At 36.5% G+C, this 16785-nt stretch carries 21 protein-coding genes and 1 riboswitch; of the genes, 9 read left to right on the forward strand and 12 right to left on the reverse strand.

Translation table 11 applies throughout. The annotated features are described in order from the left end of the window. Positions 1-125 precede the first annotated feature (125 nt). Positions 126-446, forward strand: coding sequence for a hypothetical protein (locus BG05_RS11330; RefSeq protein ID WP_002088493.1), 321 nt, complete (start codon positions 126-128; stop codon positions 444-446). A gap of 23 nt (positions 447-469) precedes the next feature. On the opposite strand, the gene ribH is transcribed toward BG05_RS11330, so the two are convergent. From ribH to BG05_RS11355, 5 genes are all read right to left on the reverse strand, one after another. Beyond that, positions 470-931, reverse strand: coding sequence for a 6,7-dimethyl-8-ribityllumazine synthase (gene ribH / locus BG05_RS11335; protein WP_000230892.1), 462 nt, complete (start codon positions 929-931; stop codon positions 470-472). Positions 932-949: 18 nt separating this feature from the next. Next, positions 950-2143 (reverse strand): bifunctional 3,4-dihydroxy-2-butanone 4-phosphate synthase/GTP cyclohydrolase II, encoded by a 1194-nt coding sequence (ribBA, locus tag BG05_RS11340; RefSeq protein ID WP_003191316.1) that lies wholly within the window; start codon positions 2141-2143, stop codon positions 950-952. Between the two features lie 12 nt (positions 2144-2155). Beyond that, complete coding sequence (ribE, locus tag BG05_RS11345) at positions 2156-2800, reverse strand: riboflavin synthase (protein ID WP_002088492.1); 645 nt, start codon at positions 2798-2800, stop codon at positions 2156-2158. After that, the gene (ribD, locus tag BG05_RS11350) at positions 2782-3894 is read right to left on the reverse strand and encodes a bifunctional diaminohydroxyphosphoribosylaminopyrimidine deaminase/5-amino-6-(5-phosphoribosylamino)uracil reductase RibD (RefSeq protein ID WP_002167712.1); all 1113 of its coding nucleotides are present in this window, start codon (positions 3892-3894) and stop codon (positions 2782-2784) included. Before ribD ends, ribE begins: the two co-directional genes overlap by 19 nt. A 309-nt stretch (positions 3895-4203) precedes the next feature. Continuing rightward, positions 4204-4347, reverse strand: a riboswitch (FMN riboswitch). Positions 4348-4537: 190 nt separating this feature from the next. Beyond that, complete coding sequence (locus tag BG05_RS11355) at positions 4538-4744, reverse strand: CDGSH iron-sulfur domain-containing protein (protein ID WP_001151582.1); 207 nt, start codon at positions 4742-4744, stop codon at positions 4538-4540. Between the two features lie 139 nt (positions 4745-4883). Between BG05_RS11355 and BG05_RS11360 the strand changes: the two genes are divergently transcribed. Further along, complete coding sequence (locus BG05_RS11360) at positions 4884-5129, forward strand: DUF2552 family protein (RefSeq protein ID WP_002014992.1); 246 nt, start codon at positions 4884-4886, stop codon at positions 5127-5129. Positions 5130-5139: 10 nt separating this feature from the next. On the opposite strand, the gene BG05_RS11365 is transcribed toward BG05_RS11360, so the two are convergent. Next, positions 5140-6063, reverse strand: coding sequence for an alpha/beta hydrolase (locus BG05_RS11365; protein ID WP_002014993.1), 924 nt, complete (start codon positions 6061-6063; stop codon positions 5140-5142). Between the two features lie 82 nt (positions 6064-6145). Between BG05_RS11365 and BG05_RS11370 the strand changes: the two genes are divergently transcribed. Together BG05_RS11370 and BG05_RS11375 are read left to right on the forward strand one after the other, a co-directional pair. Further along, a complete protein-coding gene (locus BG05_RS11370) occupies positions 6146-6622 on the forward strand; it encodes a GNAT family N-acetyltransferase (RefSeq protein ID WP_002128979.1) in 477 nt (158 codons plus the stop codon). Between the two features lie 114 nt (positions 6623-6736). Beyond that, positions 6737-7663, forward strand: coding sequence for a LacI family DNA-binding transcriptional regulator (locus tag BG05_RS11375; RefSeq protein ID WP_003191322.1), 927 nt, complete (start codon positions 6737-6739; stop codon positions 7661-7663). 25 nt (positions 7664-7688) lie between these two features. On the opposite strand, the gene BG05_RS11380 is transcribed toward BG05_RS11375, so the two are convergent. Both BG05_RS11380 and BG05_RS11385 read right to left on the reverse strand, forming a co-directional pair. Further along, entirely contained in the window at positions 7689-9008 is a 1320-nt protein-coding gene (locus BG05_RS11380) for a Na+/H+ antiporter family protein (protein WP_002014950.1), read from the reverse strand. 119 nt (positions 9009-9127) lie between these two features. After that, entirely contained in the window at positions 9128-10126 is a 999-nt protein-coding gene (locus BG05_RS11385; RefSeq protein ID WP_002128974.1) for an alpha/beta fold hydrolase, read from the reverse strand. Between the two features lie 131 nt (positions 10127-10257). On the opposite strand from BG05_RS11385, the gene BG05_RS11390 reads away from it, so the two are divergent. After that, entirely contained in the window at positions 10258-10734 is a 477-nt protein-coding gene (locus BG05_RS11390; protein WP_002014948.1) for a ribbon-helix-helix domain-containing protein, read from the forward strand. Between the two features lie 49 nt (positions 10735-10783). On the opposite strand, the gene BG05_RS11395 is transcribed toward BG05_RS11390, so the two are convergent. Both BG05_RS11395 and BG05_RS11400 read right to left on the reverse strand, forming a co-directional pair. Continuing rightward, positions 10784-11095 (reverse strand): ferritin-like domain-containing protein, encoded by a 312-nt coding sequence (locus BG05_RS11395; protein ID WP_003191326.1) that lies wholly within the window; start codon positions 11093-11095, stop codon positions 10784-10786. A 169-nt stretch (positions 11096-11264) separates the two neighbouring features. Beyond that, a complete protein-coding gene (locus tag BG05_RS11400; protein ID WP_041867991.1) occupies positions 11265-12854 on the reverse strand; it encodes a bifunctional metallophosphatase/5'-nucleotidase in 1590 nt (529 codons plus the stop codon). A 201-nt stretch (positions 12855-13055) separates the two neighbouring features. Here BG05_RS11400 and BG05_RS11405 point away from each other — a divergent pair, with 201 nt between their 5' ends. From BG05_RS11405 to BG05_RS11415, 3 genes are all read left to right on the forward strand, one after another. After that, positions 13056-13319 carry a YqkE family protein gene (locus BG05_RS11405; RefSeq protein WP_002014945.1) on the forward strand — a complete coding sequence of 88 codons (264 nt, stop codon included), beginning with the start codon at positions 13056-13058 and terminating at the stop codon, positions 13317-13319. Positions 13320-13387: 68 nt separating this feature from the next. Beyond that, complete coding sequence (locus tag BG05_RS11410; RefSeq protein WP_003191150.1) at positions 13388-13912, forward strand: GrpB family protein; 525 nt, start codon at positions 13388-13390, stop codon at positions 13910-13912. 131 nt (positions 13913-14043) lie between these two features. After that, on the forward strand, positions 14044-14871 hold the full coding sequence (locus BG05_RS11415; protein WP_033731219.1) for an aldo/keto reductase: 828 nt from the start codon (positions 14044-14046) through the stop codon (positions 14869-14871). 58 nt (positions 14872-14929) lie between these two features. On the opposite strand, the gene BG05_RS11420 is transcribed toward BG05_RS11415, so the two are convergent. Together BG05_RS11420 and mciZ are read right to left on the reverse strand one after the other, a co-directional pair. Further along, the gene (locus BG05_RS11420; RefSeq protein ID WP_002088476.1) at positions 14930-15844 is read right to left on the reverse strand and encodes an aldo/keto reductase; all 915 of its coding nucleotides are present in this window, start codon (positions 15842-15844) and stop codon (positions 14930-14932) included. A gap of 191 nt (positions 15845-16035) precedes the next feature. Then, on the reverse strand, positions 16036-16170 hold the full coding sequence (gene mciZ / locus BG05_RS11425; RefSeq protein WP_000870297.1) for a Z-ring formation inhibitor MciZ: 135 nt from the start codon (positions 16168-16170) through the stop codon (positions 16036-16038). A gap of 74 nt (positions 16171-16244) precedes the next feature. Between mciZ and BG05_RS11430 the strand changes: the two genes are divergently transcribed. Continuing rightward, entirely contained in the window at positions 16245-16784 is a 540-nt protein-coding gene (locus tag BG05_RS11430; RefSeq protein WP_003191156.1) for an NUDIX hydrolase, read from the forward strand. Position 16785: the final 1 nt, after the last annotated feature.

The raw sequence follows: 16785 nt of genomic DNA on the forward strand, positions 1-16785 counted from the left end.
ATAAAAGTCCATTAACGCTTGATAGTAGTCACTTTTGGACGAGAAAAATAATTTTGTGGACGAATTTTCCAAGCCCTAATTGTACATAGTAAAAATGTAATTTATATCGGGTTGGAGGATTTTACATGTACAAATACATATTAACTATTATGACCTGTCTGATTTTAATAAAAGCGATAAGTGCTGATCCAGTTAAGGCGGCTGAAAATCCTGAACAAAAAGAAATGCAACAAAGAATTGAACAGCATTTTCGAACGAAAGCTGAACATTTTGGGCTTGAAACAGAAGGAAAAGATTTAAAAGAAGTGAGGAAGGAAATTTCTATTATAGAAGAAGCGGAAAAGAGAGAAAATGTGTGGAGAACAGCACAAGCTCTTCGTATAAAAACAGAAGGAAAAACGATGGATGAATTAATAGAAGATGTACGAAAAAAGGTGAGAAAATAAAAAAAGAGGCCGTAGCCTCTTTTTTAAGCCCATTGTTTTGATAAATGAGCCATTTCGATCGCAGCAACTGCCGATTCATATCCTTTATTACCAGCTTTTGTACCTGCACGTTCAATCGCTTGTTCAATTGTTTCTGTCGTTAATACACCGAAAATAACTGGAATGTCCGTTTGTAGTGATAAAGACGCAACACCTTTTGCTACTTCATTACAAACGTAATCGTAATGTGTTGTAGCACCGCGAATTACTGTACCTAATGTAATAACAGCATCATATTTTCCGCTATTGGCCATCTTTTTAGCGATTAAAGGAATTTCAAATGCACCAGGAACCCATGCAACATCAATATCATTCTCTTCTACACCGTGACGCTTTAATCCATCTAAAGCTCCACCAAGTAACTTACTTGTAATAAACTCATTAAAACGTCCAACAACAACCCCAACTTTTAATCCTGTACCAACTAAATGACCTTCGAATACCATAATGTATCTCTCCCTTAATTATAAGTTTAGTAAATGTCCTAATTTGCTTGCTTTCGTTTGTAAATACGTTTTATTTTCTTCTTTTGTTGGCATTTGCAACGGTACACGCTCGGTTACTTCTAAATCGTAACCTTGTAAGCCAGCAATTTTTCGTGGATTATTCGTTAATAATCGTAAATTTTGTAAGCCTAAATCTTTTAAAATTTGAGCGCCAATACCGTAATCACGAAGATCAGCTGGGAACCCAAGTTTTTCATTTGCTTCTACAGTATCTAACCCTTCTTCTTGTAACTTATAAGCGCGAAGCTTATTCAGAAGGCCAATTCCTCGTCCTTCTTGTCTCATATAGAGAAGAACACCTTTTCCTTCACGCTCAATTTGAGCAAGTGCAGCATGTAGCTGTGGTCCGCAATCACAGCGGCACGAACCAAATACATCTCCTGTTAAGCATTCTGAATGAACGCGTACAAGTACAGGTTCGCCTGTTGAAATAACACCTTTTACGAGCGCGATATGTTCTTTCATATCTAATGAGTTAGAATAGCCAATTGCATGGAAAGTACCGAAATCTGTAGGTAATGTAATTTCCACTTCTCTCGTCACAAGTGTTTCGTGATGGCGGCGATAAGCAATTAAATCTTCTATTGTAATCATTTTTATATCAAATTGTTTTGCGCACTCTAGTAAATCAGGTACACGTGCCATCGTACCGTCCTCATTTATAATTTCGCAAATGACTCCAGCTGGTTCTGCTCCGCAAAGTTTGGCTAAATCGACAGCGGCTTCTGTATGACCAGCACGGCGCAGTACACCGCCTTCTTTCGCAATTAATGGAAAGATATGTCCAGGGCGATTGAAATCAGCGCCTTTTGATGCAGGGTTTAACAATTCTTGTATCGTAGTTGCACGTTCATGAGCGCTAATCCCTGTTGTTGTAGAAACATGATCAATGCTCACTGTAAACGCAGTGTGATGTGAATCTGTATTATGAGATACCATTGGTTCTAACTGTAGACGTTCTGCGTACTCCTCCGTAATGGGTACACAAACGAGACCACGACCGTGTGTAATCATAAAATTAATCGTTTCTGGTGTAATGTACTCTGCTAAAGCAATAAAATCGCCTTCATTTTCTCGGTTTTCATCATCACATACGATAACAACTTTTCCTTGTTTTAAATCTTCTAGAGCTTCTTCAATACGATGAAACATTGTGCTTCCTCCTTATAGAAATCCGTTTTCTTGTAAAAAGCTTTCGGTCATTGAACCAGTTCTTTTTGCGGGCTTTGAGATAAAGCGTTCAATATATTTTCCAATCATGTCACACTCAATGTTTACGATGTCCCCGGCTTTTTTTTCTCCGATTATAGACTCGCTTACTGTGTGGGGGATGAGTGAAATTGTAATTGAAGATTCGTCTATATCAAATATTGTTAAGCTAGTGCCATCAACAGCAACGGATCCTTTATGCAAACAATAGCGTAGTAATTCATCAGAAATTGCTATTTTGTAATAGATGGCATTGTAATGTTGTTTTTTAGTTAAAATCGTACCGATGCCATCGATATGTCCGGTGACGAAATGTCCACCGAATCGTCCGTTTGCAGCCATCGCCCGTTCTAAATTCACTTTGGCACTTGGCTTTAGCATACGAAGTGATGTTGCTTTCATTGTTTCAGGCATTGCGTCGACAGTGAATGAAGTAGTCGTAAAAGTAGTTACTGTTAAGCAAATGCCGTTAACTGCGATACTATCACCTAATTTGACATCCGATAAAATTTGCTTTGCGCTAATAGTTAGCTTCATTGCTTCACCACTTTGAGTCATGCTTGATATCGTTCCTAACTCTTCTACGATTCCTGTAAACATTCCGTCACCTCGCTTTTTAAGGTTGCAACAATTTTTATATCATTACCGATTTGTTTCATCTCTTGAATTGTTAAGGAAAGTGCATCTTGTAACTTCGAAAAACCAGCTCCGCCAAATAAGGTGGGGGCATCTTTTCCACCAATTAATTTCGGGCTTATATAGGTCACGATTTCATTAAAACTATTTGTTTTTAAGAAGTTTGCATGCACCGTTTGACCACCTTCAACGAACAGAGAAAGAATTTGTTTCTCACCGAGTAGGGATAGGACATCTTGTATTTCAATTTGCTGTGTTTTCATTTGGAATACAGCTATATTGTTAGATTCATAAGACGCTATTTTCTCTTTGCTTACATCCTTACCGACAATAATCCATGTCGGAGTTAAGCCATCTGTTATGACATGAGAAGATGGCGGCGTTCGTAAGTGGGTATCTAAAATAACGCGTATAGGATGTTTACCTCCGTTTGGAATTCGTGTTGTTAAGTGTGGATTATCAGTTAGAACTGTATTCACACCGACTAGGATAGCATCATGTATATGACGATATTGGTGAACGTCAGCGCGTGCTTCTTCGCCTGTAATCCACTTACTTTCACCGGTTACAGTTGCTGTTTTTCCATCTAAGCTCATTGCTGTTTTTATTGTTACAAAGGGACGTTTCGTTTTCATATAGTGAAAAAAGTATCGATTTAATAAAGTGGCTTCCGCCCCAAGAACACCAGTAGTCACCTTGATTCCAGCTTCTTCCAATATTCTTTTTCCATTGCCGGAAACGAGTGGATTGCAATCAAGAGTAGCAATTACAACACGCTGAACTCCTTTTTCAATGAGTAATTCACAGCAAGGGGGTGTTTTTCCAAAATGGCTACACGGTTCAAGTGTTACATAAACGGTAGCGTCTTTTGCTCTTTCACCAGCCATGTGAAGAGCATGAACTTCAGCATGTTCTTCACCAGCACGCATGTGGGCACCCATTCCAACGATTTTCCCATCTTTAACAACAACGGCACCAACCATAGGATTTGGGCTTGTTTGTCCCGATGTTCCTTGTGCTAACTGCAAGGCAATCCTCATATATTCTTGATCTGTCATTCTTTTCACCTCTCCTGAAAAAATCAAAAAACCCCAAGGATTTTATATCCTTGGGGTTTGGGAGACGTGATTTCTAGAAATATAGTTCGAATACGAAAGTATAGGAAAGAAACCTAACGATGACTGATATTTTGGCATAAGGAAAAAACCTAGCAAAATATCAAATTCTTTCAACGCTAGTCGTATCTTTTTATTTCAGTATAGAAACATAACTATACAAAATAAAACATATATAAAGATTCAAAATGAAACTTTAAAAATATGCATACTGAAATAAAAGTGTATTCGCTATATAAAATTACTAGAAAACATATCCTTCTCCCATCCAGACTATACTGTCGGCCCTAGAGTTTCACTAGATCCACCGTTTTCGCGTTGAAAACGGGTCACGGACTTAGAAGCTATCGCTTCATCACCGCCGGTTGGGAATTTCACCCGACCCCGAAGGATGTTGTTTGCTCACATTATAGCACAAAAAAGAAAAAAGCATAGTAAAAAATGTTCGAATGTGAAGAATTGTTTGAAAATATATGCCGATTTGAATGGGGACGAAAGTAATAGAAATGTTGAAAGGGGAAGGGCTGTATAGGCTTGGATCAAAAGAAAAAACATACACAAATAAATGTGCATGCTCTTTAAATATTTATTCTGCCTCTGGTGCTCTAACAACAGACTCGAATTTGCCTTTATGCGAAGCATCGCAATAAGGCATGTTTTTTGATAAACCACAACGACATAAAGAAAATGCTGGTTTTGCTGGGAATACATTCCCTTGTGAGTCAACTAATTCCACGTCCCCTGTAACGCGAAAAGAGCCATTATCATTCACTTTAATTTGTACTTTTGCCAACGTTATCCCTCCTTTCCAAACGCTTACTCTCATCATATAATTAGGGAGAGTACTTGACAATATAAAAAGAGCACTTTGTTTGAGAGAGAAGAGAGTGTTATAATAGTTTTTATAACTGACTAGAGTAAGGTGACGAAAGATGGATAAAAAATTACACACACTACAAAATATTGCAAATGAGCGCACATGGGCATCATTTTTGAATGATAATCATCCATATAGTTTACTTCATTGGTCAATCGCAGGTGTAGGACAAGAACCGAAAGATGTTTGGTTACTTCAAGATGAGGTAACTTTTCAAACGACGGAATTCCCAACGCTAGACGAGGCAGTAAAGTGGATTTCTGAAAATATGGAACAAGTTACAGACGTTTTAGCGCAGTAAAAAAACAGGCTTATGCAAGCCTGTTTTTTGTTTCTTTTACATATGTGTTTAAAAATTGATCGATGGCATCTTCGTACTCTTCTTTATTTTCATTATAAGAGCAAGCGTGTGCACCATGTTCTGCAATATAAAGCTGTTTATTATTTTCTTTCGCTTCATAAAGTGATTTCGTCATATCAGATAAAATATAGTCATCATCTTTACTATGAATAAAGAGAACCGGATTGTTAATATTTTTTATACAATCAATTGGTGAAACTTCACGAATTGTATAGCCATCACGAACTTTTAAAAAGGCATTTGCTAAAGGTAATAAAGGCCATTTTGGCAAATGAAACTCAACTTTCAAACGATGTTGTAACTGTCCATAAAAATCAGAGAAAGGACAATCAGCAATATAAAAATCAGCACCATCTTCTACAAGTCCTGCATATTGAAGAAGAGTTGCAGCACCCATAGACTCACCATGAATTCCGAGTGTAATATTCGTTCCGAAACGATCTTTTAGCCAGTCAACTACTGACTTTAAATCATGTTTTTCATAATAGCCATAACTTGTTGTTTTACCACCGGTTTTACCATGACGGCGATGATCATAAATAAATACGTTATATCCTCTATTTAAAAATAAGTTTGCATATTTAACGGAATTCATTTTATTTACAGTCACACCGTGGCAAAAAATCATAAATTTATTGGAATGACCAGCTGGCATGTAATATCCGTGAAGTTCGTATCCGAATTGAGAAGGGATGTGAACCTCTTCTTTTTGAATAGCCTTAAAATCGTCCAAATGAAAATGCTTTTTCGTTTCGCGTTCTAAAACTTCTTCCTCTGTTTTTTTCTTCAAGTACATAACTTTATTTGTAAAGAAAATCCCAATCGCAGTTAGTGCACCTAGTATAGTAAACAATGCTGTAAAAAAACGTTTCATACTTTACCTCATCCTCCAAATACCTCTACATGTGATACACTAACATTGTATCACAATGATGTGAAAAGGGGAGAAATCGTGTATGGTTCATATACAAAAAATCACACCAGAAATGAAAGAAGCAATTCAGGATTTTATGTGTGAAAACTGGGGAAGCTCAATGATGGTCTCGCGAGGCAGAGTACATCAATTAGAAGAATTACCTGGTTTTATTGCACTTAGAAATAACAGAATAGTGGGAATTATAACATGTAAAGTGATAGAAAACATGTGTGAAATTGTATCGTTAAATAGTTTTGAGGAAGGGAAGGGGATTGGTACAAAACTGGTGGATTGTGTATTGCGAGTGGCAAAAGAGAACGAATGTAAAAAAGTGTGGCTTATTACGACGAATGATAATATGAACGCACTTCGTTTTTATCAAAAACGTAACTTCATGATGACGAACTTGTATATTGATGCGGTAAAGGAAGCACGAAAAATAAAGAAAGAAATTCCGTTTATTGGTTATGATAATATCGCGATTTCACATGAAATTCAGCTGGAGTATATTTTCTGAGTAGAGTGGAAATTGTGTAACAATTTTCAGAAATATAAAACAATAACCTTGACGAATGTTATATTTTGGTTTAATTTAAAATTGTAATCTATTACCATATTAAGGGGTGACGATGTGGCAACTATACGTGATGTTGCAAAATTGGCCGGTGTTTCAGTTGCAACCGTTTCAAGAGTCATTAACGAAAAAGGATATGTCCATGAAGATACGGTGAAACAAGTAAAAAAAGCAATTGAAGAATTACATTATAGACCGAATGCTACAGCAAAGCCTTTATTTAAACAACCTTCAACGGTGATTGCATTACTTGTAGATAATTTGCATAATCCATCATACATCACTTTGCTCCGTTTCGTTGAGGAAATAGCATACAAAGAAGGGTATCAAGTAATAGTTTGTAATATAGAAAATAAGAATAGATACATAGATATGTTGGAGCAAAATAACATTGCAGGCGTTATAATGACGAAATCTGTTTTTCGAAGTATAGGAGAAATCTCACTTCCTTTCGCTGTGCTTGAAGAACGACAATCTCTTATGAGCTATTATGAAAGTGGACAGAAAGCTGTTTCTTTATTAAAAGAGAAAGGCTGCCAGTTTCTTGCTTATATCGGTGAGGGAGTAGAGAGTGAAGAAATGGAAGAGCATGTGGCAGGATTTCTAGATACTGCTTGGAAAGAAGGACTTTCTTATCGAGAGGAAATTGTACAAGGGTATACGAATCAACAGTTTCTTGAATTGTTACAAAAGCATCCATACATAGATGGGGTTGCAGCTTCAAGTGATAAGGTCGCTATTGAGCTAATCAGGGCGGCGAAAACTCTTAATATTCATATACCAGGTAAGTTACAAATCATTGGATTTAACGGGAGTGTAGAGGGTGAATGGATAAGTCCATCATTAACGACGATTGGAAGTTATATCGAAGAAAATGGGGAAATAGCTTTTCAACAGTTAATAGGAAAAATAAAGAAGAAACAAGTGCGACAAGAAGAAGTGGAAACAGAATTTAGGTGCATTGAGAGAGAAACAACAAAGTAAAAGGTGCGTTTTTAAAACGCACCTTTTATAGTGTAATTGCGGCAATAAAGCCGAATATAAGTAACGGTATATTATAGTGTAGAAATGTTGGGACACATGTATCCCATATATGATGGTGCTGACCATCAGCATTTAAACCGGACGTTGGTCCAAGTGTACTATCAGATGCTGGAGAACCTGCATCACCAAGTGCACCAGCTGTACCGATAATTGCGATTGTAGCCATGGGACTAAATCCGAGCTGGACGCATAATGGTACGAAAATTGTTGTTAAGATTGGGATGGTTGAAAAGGAAGAGCCAATTCCCATCGTAACGAGAAGTCCAATAATGAGCATAAGAAATGCAGCAAGCGGTTTATTATTTCCGATTATATGTGCACTCGTTTGCACAAGAGATTCAACATGTCCAGTTTTTCGAAGAACAGCGCCAAATCCAGCGGCAGAAATCATAACAAATCCGATAAAGGACATCATACGCATTCCACTCGTTAAAATAGCATCGGCTTCTTTAAGAGGGAGGCTACCGCTAACTGATAAGACGATAATACCTGCTAAAGCACCAAAAATCATTGATTCTGTTGCTAATTGCACAGTTAATGTAGCGAGTATTGATAATAAACCCAAAGTAATGCTTCTTTTCGTATAGGGAACGATTTCATTCTGTGCAGAATGAATTTGTTCTGTTTCATATGTACGTGGTTTTCGGTATGTAATGAAAACCGCTACACATAATCCGATAATCATACCGATTGCTGGAATAGTCATCGCTTTTGGAATAAGTGCGACATCAAATGTAAGACCGCTTTGCGCAGCATTTGTTTGCAATACGTCATGATAAATTTTTCCGAACCCTGCTGGAACCCACATGTAAGGGGTAATTAACCCAAATGTAATAAGACATGTTACAAGCCTACGATCCACCCTCAGCTCATTTAATACTTTTAAAAGTGCTGGAATTAAGATTGGGATGAAGGCGATATGAACAGGGATAATATTTTGTGAGAAACAAGCCATTGTTAAAATGATAAATAATATAAGTATTTTAGAATAGACTTGTTTTTTCGTGTCTTGTTCGTTGCCGATCCATTTTAAAGCTGATTGGATCATTGCATCAGGAAGTCCTGTTTTTGAAAGGGAAATAGCAAATCCACCGAGCATTGCGTAGCTTAATGCGATAGGAGCACTGTTCCCAAGACCGGCTGTAAAAGTACTAATTGTTTCTGAAATACCGAGTCCGCCGATAAGTCCGCCTGTTAAAGCTCCAACGATAATGGCGACAATGACTTGGACACGTAACAAACTAAGCAGTAGCATGACTGCTACTGCGATGAGTACAGCGTTCATAATAAATGTAATCTCCCTAATTTTTATTCTGTTAAGGCAAGCAAGTGTTTGTAGTGACATATACTTGCGACATATCATTATAAAATGTTTTCTATGAAATGTAAAAGCGCCTTTTGTTATTAATGTTGAAAAGATAGTTCTTGTTTAATTGATTGTAAAGATTTAGCGAATAACTCAGGCTCTTCTAAATCTGGAGAATGTGCCGAGTTTGGAAACCAAATCATCTTTTTAATAGGAGCTTGAATGATATCGCAATATTGTTGAACGAGTGCATAAGGAGTTTGATAATCATAGCGACCAGAACAAAAATAAACAGGAATAGATAAACTTGAAATAGATGAAAAGAAATCGATTGTCAGCATCTCTTCCCATAAAACTCCGGATTTTAAATTTCCTGCGAGAAATTTGAACCAATCTAATAGCGTATATTCAGGAGAAAAGAAGCCTTTTCGTATGAAAGAAAAGGAAGATCCATTTTGGATTGCTCCTCCGAATGTACCAAGCCACTTTCTTTGAATAATGAGGCGTCTCGTATCTAAAAAGGGTGGTTTCCCTAATTTTAAAAGAGAAGCTAATGCCTTTTTATGGTCATGTTTTTTGGCAGAGCTAATTAAATGTTGATATAGTAATTCTTCATTTTGCTTCATATGTACGATTTGACCGATGCCGATGTATGCTTCTATATATTCGGGACATTGATTAGCGATTTGTAGTCCGATAATACTTCCCCAAGAATGACCTGCGAGAAATAGTTTTTGCTTATTAAAGCGTTTGAGAAGATATTGAATAACCTTTTTTGCATCTGAAAAAAATTGATCAATCGTAAGATTTGTTTGGATGTCCCGCCATAAAAAGGATTTACCTGCCCCTCGCTGATCCCAATTAATAACGATAAAGTGCTTTTCTAACTCTTTTTGAAAATGGCGAATAAAGCCGATTTGTGCCATACCAGGGCCGCCGTGACAGCATAATAAAATAGGCTGTTCCACGTTTTGACCGCGTATAAGGAGAGATTGTTTCCGGTCATTAATCATAACGCTTTCTATCGTAGCGATACTGTTAGGGATTAGTTGCTTCTTTTCGTTGTAAAACTGAGGGGTATGGCTACGAAAAAGCATATGTAAACCTCCTTTTCTTAAATGGTATGAATCGCACAGGCTCTTTCTTTTGCATATACTACTAGAAAATCATTGTATCATAACATACTGGTTTGATTTCAAGTTTAGGCGATTAAGAGAGGAGGGAGAATGTGACGATTGGAGAAATTATTGATTCTTTAAATAGACGCGAATCAATCGCTATTATAGCGAAACGGCTTGAAATGAGCCCATATACATTATCAAAGAAATTAAGGGTGATTGGATATGAATATGATGGAGAGCAGAAAAAACGTATCTTTATAGGTGATGGCGAAGAGCCACGTCATTTGCAAATCCAAGAAGCTACTGCCCTTCAATATGCAAAAACAGACTATCAATTACTAATTTATGAACAATTACAAAGCATTTATGAATTGCTAAGAAAAAGAGAAGAAGTAAGTGTTCAAATTATAAGTAAGAGCACAGAGAAAAAGAAACGAACCTTTTCGATTAATATAGAAGTATTAGCAAGACTAGATGTTATATCGGAATCAAAAGGGATTCAAAAGTCTAAAATTGTAGAAGAAGCACTACAGGAATTTTTGCAACGGTATGATGTTAATCATGAAACGTATCCAGAGAAATAAAAGAAAGGATACTATGTTCCATATAAGAGCGTGTATCCTTTCTTTTATTTCATTTTTTGTTTTGTTTCGAAAAGTAATATAGGAACCAAACGGCATGATTTTGTTCATCAGCTGCTGCGCGCCGAAATGTTTCTTTCACTTGTTGATTTGTCGTTTTGTCAGCAATTTCTAAGTAAAAATCAACTGTTCGTTGCTCATCTTGCCGAATTTCAAGGATTTGAGTTCGTTCATTTATGTCTGGAGCTAAAGTAGCTAATCTAGCATAAAAATGAATGGCGCTATATTCTCCATTAATTGCTTTCTCAATACTACGAATGTGTTTGTCGATACAATGTATCGTCATTGTTTGATAGAAATACATACAAATTTCCCCATTATAGTTTTCTATATACTACGAAGAAACAAGGGGCTATGTGCGTATCCTTTACTGCACTAGAAAAATGACAATACGTATGACTCTAAAAGAAGAAGCTCCTTGCATATAAAAGGAGCTTCTTCTTTCGAGTGTCACGCACTAGTTTGAATAGTATTTAATTGTTTTTTTGAATACGTCCATCAATAATCGGCTGAATTGGTTCTTTCACTTGTTTTACATAATCGACTAATGCTTCAAAATCGTTTGGACCAGTTTCAGCATTTTTTCCATTTTTAAAGGATACGAATCCATCACCGCCAGAAGCTAGGAAAGCATTTGCAACTACGCTATACGTTTTAGAGGGAACTAATTCTTCACCATTTGTTAAACGGATATTCGTAACCTTTTCGTTATTTGGTTTGTTTGCATCCCAAGTGTATTGAATACCTGAAATTTGAAGCATTCTCGTTGCTCCTTTTTGCCATTGTTGATTTAATATATCACGAATATCTTGACCTGTTAGATCTACTTTAATTAATTGGTTTCCGAAAGGCTGAATGCCGTATAATTCGCCCCATGTAATATCTCCAGCGTCTAGATCATTACGAATTCCACCAGGATTCATAAGAGCGATTTGTGTTTGCATAGTTTGGCGCTGGGCATCCGCAACTAAATTTCCAAGTGTAGATTCACCAGCATCGTTTTGTTTACGGTCGATAGGTGCTGTAGATTTTCCGACTACTTCATTTACAAGAGGTGCGATTTTTTCTTTATATTGATCTAACTTTTGTTTTACTTGTTTATCAGGCTCTACACCTTCATGGTACGTTGTAATAACTTCAGCTTTTTTCTTCACAATATCTTTTGTTTTTCTATCAATCGTTACATCTACATCAGAGAAAGCCATCCCGTAAGAGTTCGCTTGCACGATAAGTTTATTATTTACAGTACCATTTACGTACGTATGACTATGTCCGCCGAAAATAACATCAACTTCGGGATCTGTTTCATTTGCAATGCGAGTAAGGTCACCGTTTGTTACACCAGTGTCATCAGTTGTACCTCCAACGTGTGCAAGGACTACGATAGATTTAACGCCGAGACGCTTTAATTGTTGTGTGGATTTATTAATAGCCTCTACTTCATCAGTGATTTCTACATTTTTAAGCATAGTAGGCATAACGACATTCGGTGTATCCGTTGTAACAACTCCAATGAACCCTACAGGAACTCCGTCAACCATTTTTACAGTGAATGGTGGTAAAAATAAGCGGCCAGTTGATTTATTATAGAAGTTTGCAGCGACATAAGGGAAGTTTGCTCCTTTGAAATTCCCTGTTTTTTCATGATATCCACCATAAATGAGGCGTCGCATTTCATCAATGCCTTCATCAAATTCATGATTTCCAATTGTACCAACATCAAACTTTAAGTCATTTAAAAATTCAATAGTTGGTTCGTCCTGTAATAAAGCAGAAACTGGTGGGCTAGCTCCGACGATATCTCCAGCATGTACAAGAAGTGTATTAGGGTTTTGTTTTTTGTGTTCTTTTAAATAAGTAGCTAAGTAATCAGCACCACCAGCTTCTTTATTGTTAATTTTTTTTACAGTATCTAGTTGTCCATGGAAATCATTAATACCAAGCATTTGTACGTCTATGTATCGGTTTTGTTCGGCAGGAGCCTGAGATGGAGGAGCGGCGAATACGCTTGAAAAAGTAATAGTGCTTAAAACAGCAACAGCAGGAATAATTTTTTTCCACATAATTAATTTCTCCTTTTTTTATAATCTGACATCATACGACATAATTTTAATAGATTACTAGGATTATATCTATATAAAAATTTAGTTTTTTCGAAAAATTAACATATTTACAAAAGATAAATAATAGAGTAGGGAACCTTTTTTATTGTCGATTTCGCCGTGTATCCTCTATAATGGAGAAAAAAGTAAAAGGTGAATAGTATGAAGAAAAAGAAGCAAAGACAAACACAAAGACACTCTCAAATGAATCAACCAGAGAAAGAATCACTTACACTAGGTGATCAATTGAACGATTCGTTAATGCAACAATTAAAGAATAAGAAAAAAGAGTTGCAAGTGAGAGAAGAGAAAAAAGAGGCAGCAGAACAAGAAAGAAAGCGTAAGGAACAAAAAGAACGTGAAAAGAATAAATCATTTGAAGAACTGTTAAGTGAAAGTAGCCTTACTTGGAAAGACTTTAAATAATAAAAAGATGATCAGTGAAATGCCGCTGATCATTTTTTTGACGAGTTTGTAAGAAAAGGGGAGTTAGAATGAGGGAAATTGTAGTCGTTCCGTATGAAAATCATTGGAGTGAGAAATTCCAAATGGAAGCCGAAAGATTAAAATCGGCGATGCCAGAAATGGTGAAAGTCCATCATATTGGAAGTACGTCAGTGCCAGGACTGGCAGCTAAACCTATTATAGATATGATTATGGAAGTAGAGAGTCTCGACAGAGTAGATCATTGGAATGAACGTTTTAAAGAGCTTGGTTACATCGTAAAAGGGGAAAATGGTATTTCAAGACGTCGTTATTTTATTCATGGGACTGAGGAAAAACGCTCGTATCATTTGCACGTATTTGAAAAAGGGAATCCTGAGATAGTAAGGCATTTATCGTTTCGTGATTACATGATGGCTCATTGCGAAGAAGCAGAGGCATATGCAAATTTAAAGAAAGAACTAGCGGAAAAATATACATATGATGGCACGATGTATACGGAAGGAAAAAATGAGTTTGTACGTAATGTTGATGAAAAAGCGAAAGAATGGAAAGGAAATAAAGTGAATGACTGAGTTCACTTTATTTTTTTAAATGTGTATAAAAGTATTATGTAAACTGTACGTATGTTTTGACTTTTTGGATGAATCTTGTTGAAATAAAGTGGTGGTTTATAAAAAATGTAACATTGAAAGGGAGAGCGAGTGTGCATATTCCAACAACTACACTTCATAATGGCGTGAAAATGCCGATGATTGGTCTAGGCGTTTATAAAGCGAAAGAAGGCGACGAAGTTAAACAAGCAGTAAAAACAGCGTTAGAAGTTGGATACCGTTCGATTGATACAGCAACTGTATATGAAAATGAAAGCGGTGTCGGAGAAGCGGTTCGTGAATCTGGAATCCCGCGAGAAGACTTGTTTATTACAACAAAAGTTTGGAACGACGATCAAGGGTACGAGGAGACGCTCGAGGCGTTTGAAAAAAGTTTAAAGAAATTACAAATGGAGTATGTAGATTTATATTTAATCCATTGGCCGATAAGAGGGAAGTATGTTGATACGTACCGTGCTTTAGAAAAGCTATATGAAGAAGGTAAAGTGCGCGCGATTGGTGTTTCTAATTTTCATAAACATCATTTAGAACTGTTATTACCAAATTGTAAAGTGAAGCCGATGGTCAACCAAGTGGAACTTCATCCGATGTTAGCGCAATTTGAATTGCGTGATTTCTGTCAAGGTGAGCAAATTCAGATGGAAGCGTGGAGTCCTTTAATGAGAGGCGGCGAAGTATTCCAGCATCCAATTATTCAGGCTATTTCTAAAAAATATGAAAAGTCACCTGCACAAGTTATCTTAAGGTGGGATATTCAAAGTGGGATTGTGACTATTCCTAAATCTGTTACGCCATCTCGTATTAAAGAGAACTTTACTATTTTTGATTTCTTATTAACTGAAGAAGAGATGGATCAAATTAATACGTTAAATCGTAATTTACATGTAGGAACGAATCCTGATAAATATGATACGTTATAAAAAAAGACTGCCGCCTAGTGTTGGGGGGCAGTCTTTTGCTTTTATCGGTATCAATATTTTAGCGATGTAAAGCATATGAATCATACTTAACAATCTTTTGAAGTTGTACATATTCTTCTTTTGTTAAAGATAACTGTTGGCTAGCTTGTATATTTTCTTGCAATTGTTGAATAGAGCTTGCACCAGGTATAACAGCTGCAACAGTTTCGTTATGTAAGCAATATTGAATAGCCGTTCCTGTTAAAGAACTTTCTCCGATTATTTCTTTTACACTCGCGAGTGTCGAATATAACTCATCGTAAGAATAAGAGAGGTAATCTTTTTCTTTTACTCTTTCTATCTTTCTTGCATTATTGTTAGTTAAAATCCCTTTTGCAAGTGGTCCGCGAGCAATAACGCTAATTTGCTGTTCATTAAGAAGCGGGAACCATTCTTCAGGGCGACGATTTAAAAGGCTGTATTCCATTAATATGCTAACGATATTTGATCGTTTTGCATACTCACGAATGACATTTGGACGTATAGAAGAGATACCATAATGACGAATAATCCCTTCTTTTTTTAATTCTTCAAAGGCTTCAACTGTTTCATCTATAGGATCTTCAATCGTCCCGCCATGAAGTTGATATAAATCAATATAATCTGTTTGAAGTCTACGTAAACTCTCTTTTACTTCGGCCTTTATATAAGCTTTAGAAGGATCCCAAGACCAACCGTTTTTTTCTTCTGTCCATCGATTTCCAACCTTCGTTGTAAGAACAATTTGGTCACGTTTTCCTTTCAGAGCTTTTCCAACAAATTCTTCATTTAATCCATAATCGTATAAGTCCGCTGTATCAAAAAAATTAATTCCTAAATCGATTGCCTCATCGATAATACGCATAGCTTCAGCCTCAGATGCACCGAGAGACATACAGCCAAATCCAATTTCTGTAACATATAAATCTGAGTTTCCTAATTGACGTTTTTTCATAGGTCAACCTCCTTACCTTTATTGTACGAAAGGGGAAGGAGGTTGACAAACGTTTACTTTTTGCCTCGCATTAACGGGCAGTAAGACTCCCACCTTAAACTTCGGCATATGCGAGGAAGTTAGGTGGGAGATTAACTGCCCGTAAAAGCCCGATTGGTTCAACTAATAATCAGAGGGGATGCCCCCTCTGATTAAAGTTTCACTTTATTTGCTGTAATCCACTCTTGTACAGTTGTATACTCTTTTCCGTATTGTTTTAGCTTATGACGAATTTGCCATGCTTTGCCGACTAAAGTGACGCGATTTGGTAAAATGTAAACTTTCATTTCTATCACGCTCCTTTCAATGTGGTAAAATGTATGAAGAACGATTAGGAAATAGAACAGGGAGATGAAGTAGTATGAGTAATCTTGCAGAAAGAACAGTAAAAACTGAACCGATTTTTGATGGTAGAGTTATAAAAGTTCGTGTTGATGATGTAGTATTACCAAATGGAGAAATGAGTAAACGTGAAATCGTAAATCACCCTGGGGCAGTTGCTATTATTGCTATTACTGATGAGGGGAAAATTGTACTCGTTGAGCAGTATCGTAAAGCTCTCGAAAAGGCAATTGTGGAAATTCCTGCTGGGAAGTTAGAACCTGGGGAAAAGCCAGAGGTAACAGCAGTTCGTGAATTAGAAGAAGAAACAGGATATGTATGTGAAAATATGGAGCTTATTACATCTTTCTATACATCACCTGGTTTTGCAGATGAGATTTTATATGTATATAAAGCGACAGGATTAAAACAAAAAGAAAATAAAGCAGCTTTAGATGAAGATGAATTTGTGGAATTAATGGAAGTGTCATTAGAAGAAGCGATTGATCTTATGAAAGACCTTCACATACATGATGCTAAGACGATGTTTGCAGTACAATATTTACAATTACAAAAATAAA

Origin of the sequence: Bacillus mycoides, from assembly GCF_000832605.1 — a bacterium.
Taxonomy (GTDB): domain Bacteria; phylum Bacillota; class Bacilli; order Bacillales; family Bacillaceae_G; genus Bacillus_A; species Bacillus_A mycoides.

What these genes read in the sequence shown, in the direction of transcription:
- BG05_RS11330 (WP_002088493.1), top strand. Translation starts at nt 126, where the DNA reads ATGTACAAATACATATTAACTATTATGACCTGTCTGATTTTAATAAAA.
- ribH (WP_000230892.1), bottom strand. Translation starts at nt 931, where the DNA reads ATGGTATTCGAAGGTCATTTAGTTGGTACAGGATTAAAAGTTGGGGTT.
- ribBA (WP_003191316.1), bottom strand. Translation starts at nt 2,143, where the DNA reads ATGTTTCATCGTATTGAAGAAGCTCTAGAAGATTTAAAACAAGGAAAA.
- ribE (WP_002088492.1), bottom strand. Translation starts at nt 2,800, where the DNA reads ATGTTTACAGGAATCGTAGAAGAGTTAGGAACGATATCAAGCATGACT.
- ribD (WP_002167712.1), bottom strand. Translation starts at nt 3,894, where the DNA reads ATGACAGATCAAGAATATATGAGGATTGCCTTGCAGTTAGCACAAGGA.
- BG05_RS11360 (WP_002014992.1), top strand. Translation starts at nt 4,884, where the DNA reads ATGGATAAAAAATTACACACACTACAAAATATTGCAAATGAGCGCACA.
- BG05_RS11365 (WP_002014993.1), bottom strand. Translation starts at nt 6,063, where the DNA reads ATGAAACGTTTTTTTACAGCATTGTTTACTATACTAGGTGCACTAACT.
- BG05_RS11370 (WP_002128979.1), top strand. Translation starts at nt 6,146, where the DNA reads ATGGTTCATATACAAAAAATCACACCAGAAATGAAAGAAGCAATTCAG.
- BG05_RS11380 (WP_002014950.1), bottom strand. Translation starts at nt 9,008, where the DNA reads ATGAACGCTGTACTCATCGCAGTAGCAGTCATGCTACTGCTTAGTTTG.
- BG05_RS11385 (WP_002128974.1), bottom strand. Translation starts at nt 10,126, where the DNA reads ATGCTTTTTCGTAGCCATACCCCTCAGTTTTACAACGAAAAGAAGCAA.
- BG05_RS11395 (WP_003191326.1), bottom strand. Translation starts at nt 11,095, where the DNA reads ATGTATTTCTATCAAACAATGACGATACATTGTATCGACAAACACATT.
- BG05_RS11400 (WP_041867991.1), bottom strand. Translation starts at nt 12,854, where the DNA reads ATGTGGAAAAAAATTATTCCTGCTGTTGCTGTTTTAAGCACTATTACT.
- BG05_RS11405 (WP_002014945.1), top strand. Translation starts at nt 13,056, where the DNA reads ATGAAGAAAAAGAAGCAAAGACAAACACAAAGACACTCTCAAATGAAT.
- BG05_RS11410 (WP_003191150.1), top strand. Translation starts at nt 13,388, where the DNA reads ATGAGGGAAATTGTAGTCGTTCCGTATGAAAATCATTGGAGTGAGAAA.
- BG05_RS11420 (WP_002088476.1), bottom strand. Translation starts at nt 15,844, where the DNA reads ATGAAAAAACGTCAATTAGGAAACTCAGATTTATATGTTACAGAAATT.
- mciZ (WP_000870297.1), bottom strand. Translation starts at nt 16,170, where the DNA reads ATGAAAGTTTACATTTTACCAAATCGCGTCACTTTAGTCGGCAAAGCA.
- BG05_RS11430 (WP_003191156.1), top strand. Translation starts at nt 16,245, where the DNA reads ATGAGTAATCTTGCAGAAAGAACAGTAAAAACTGAACCGATTTTTGAT.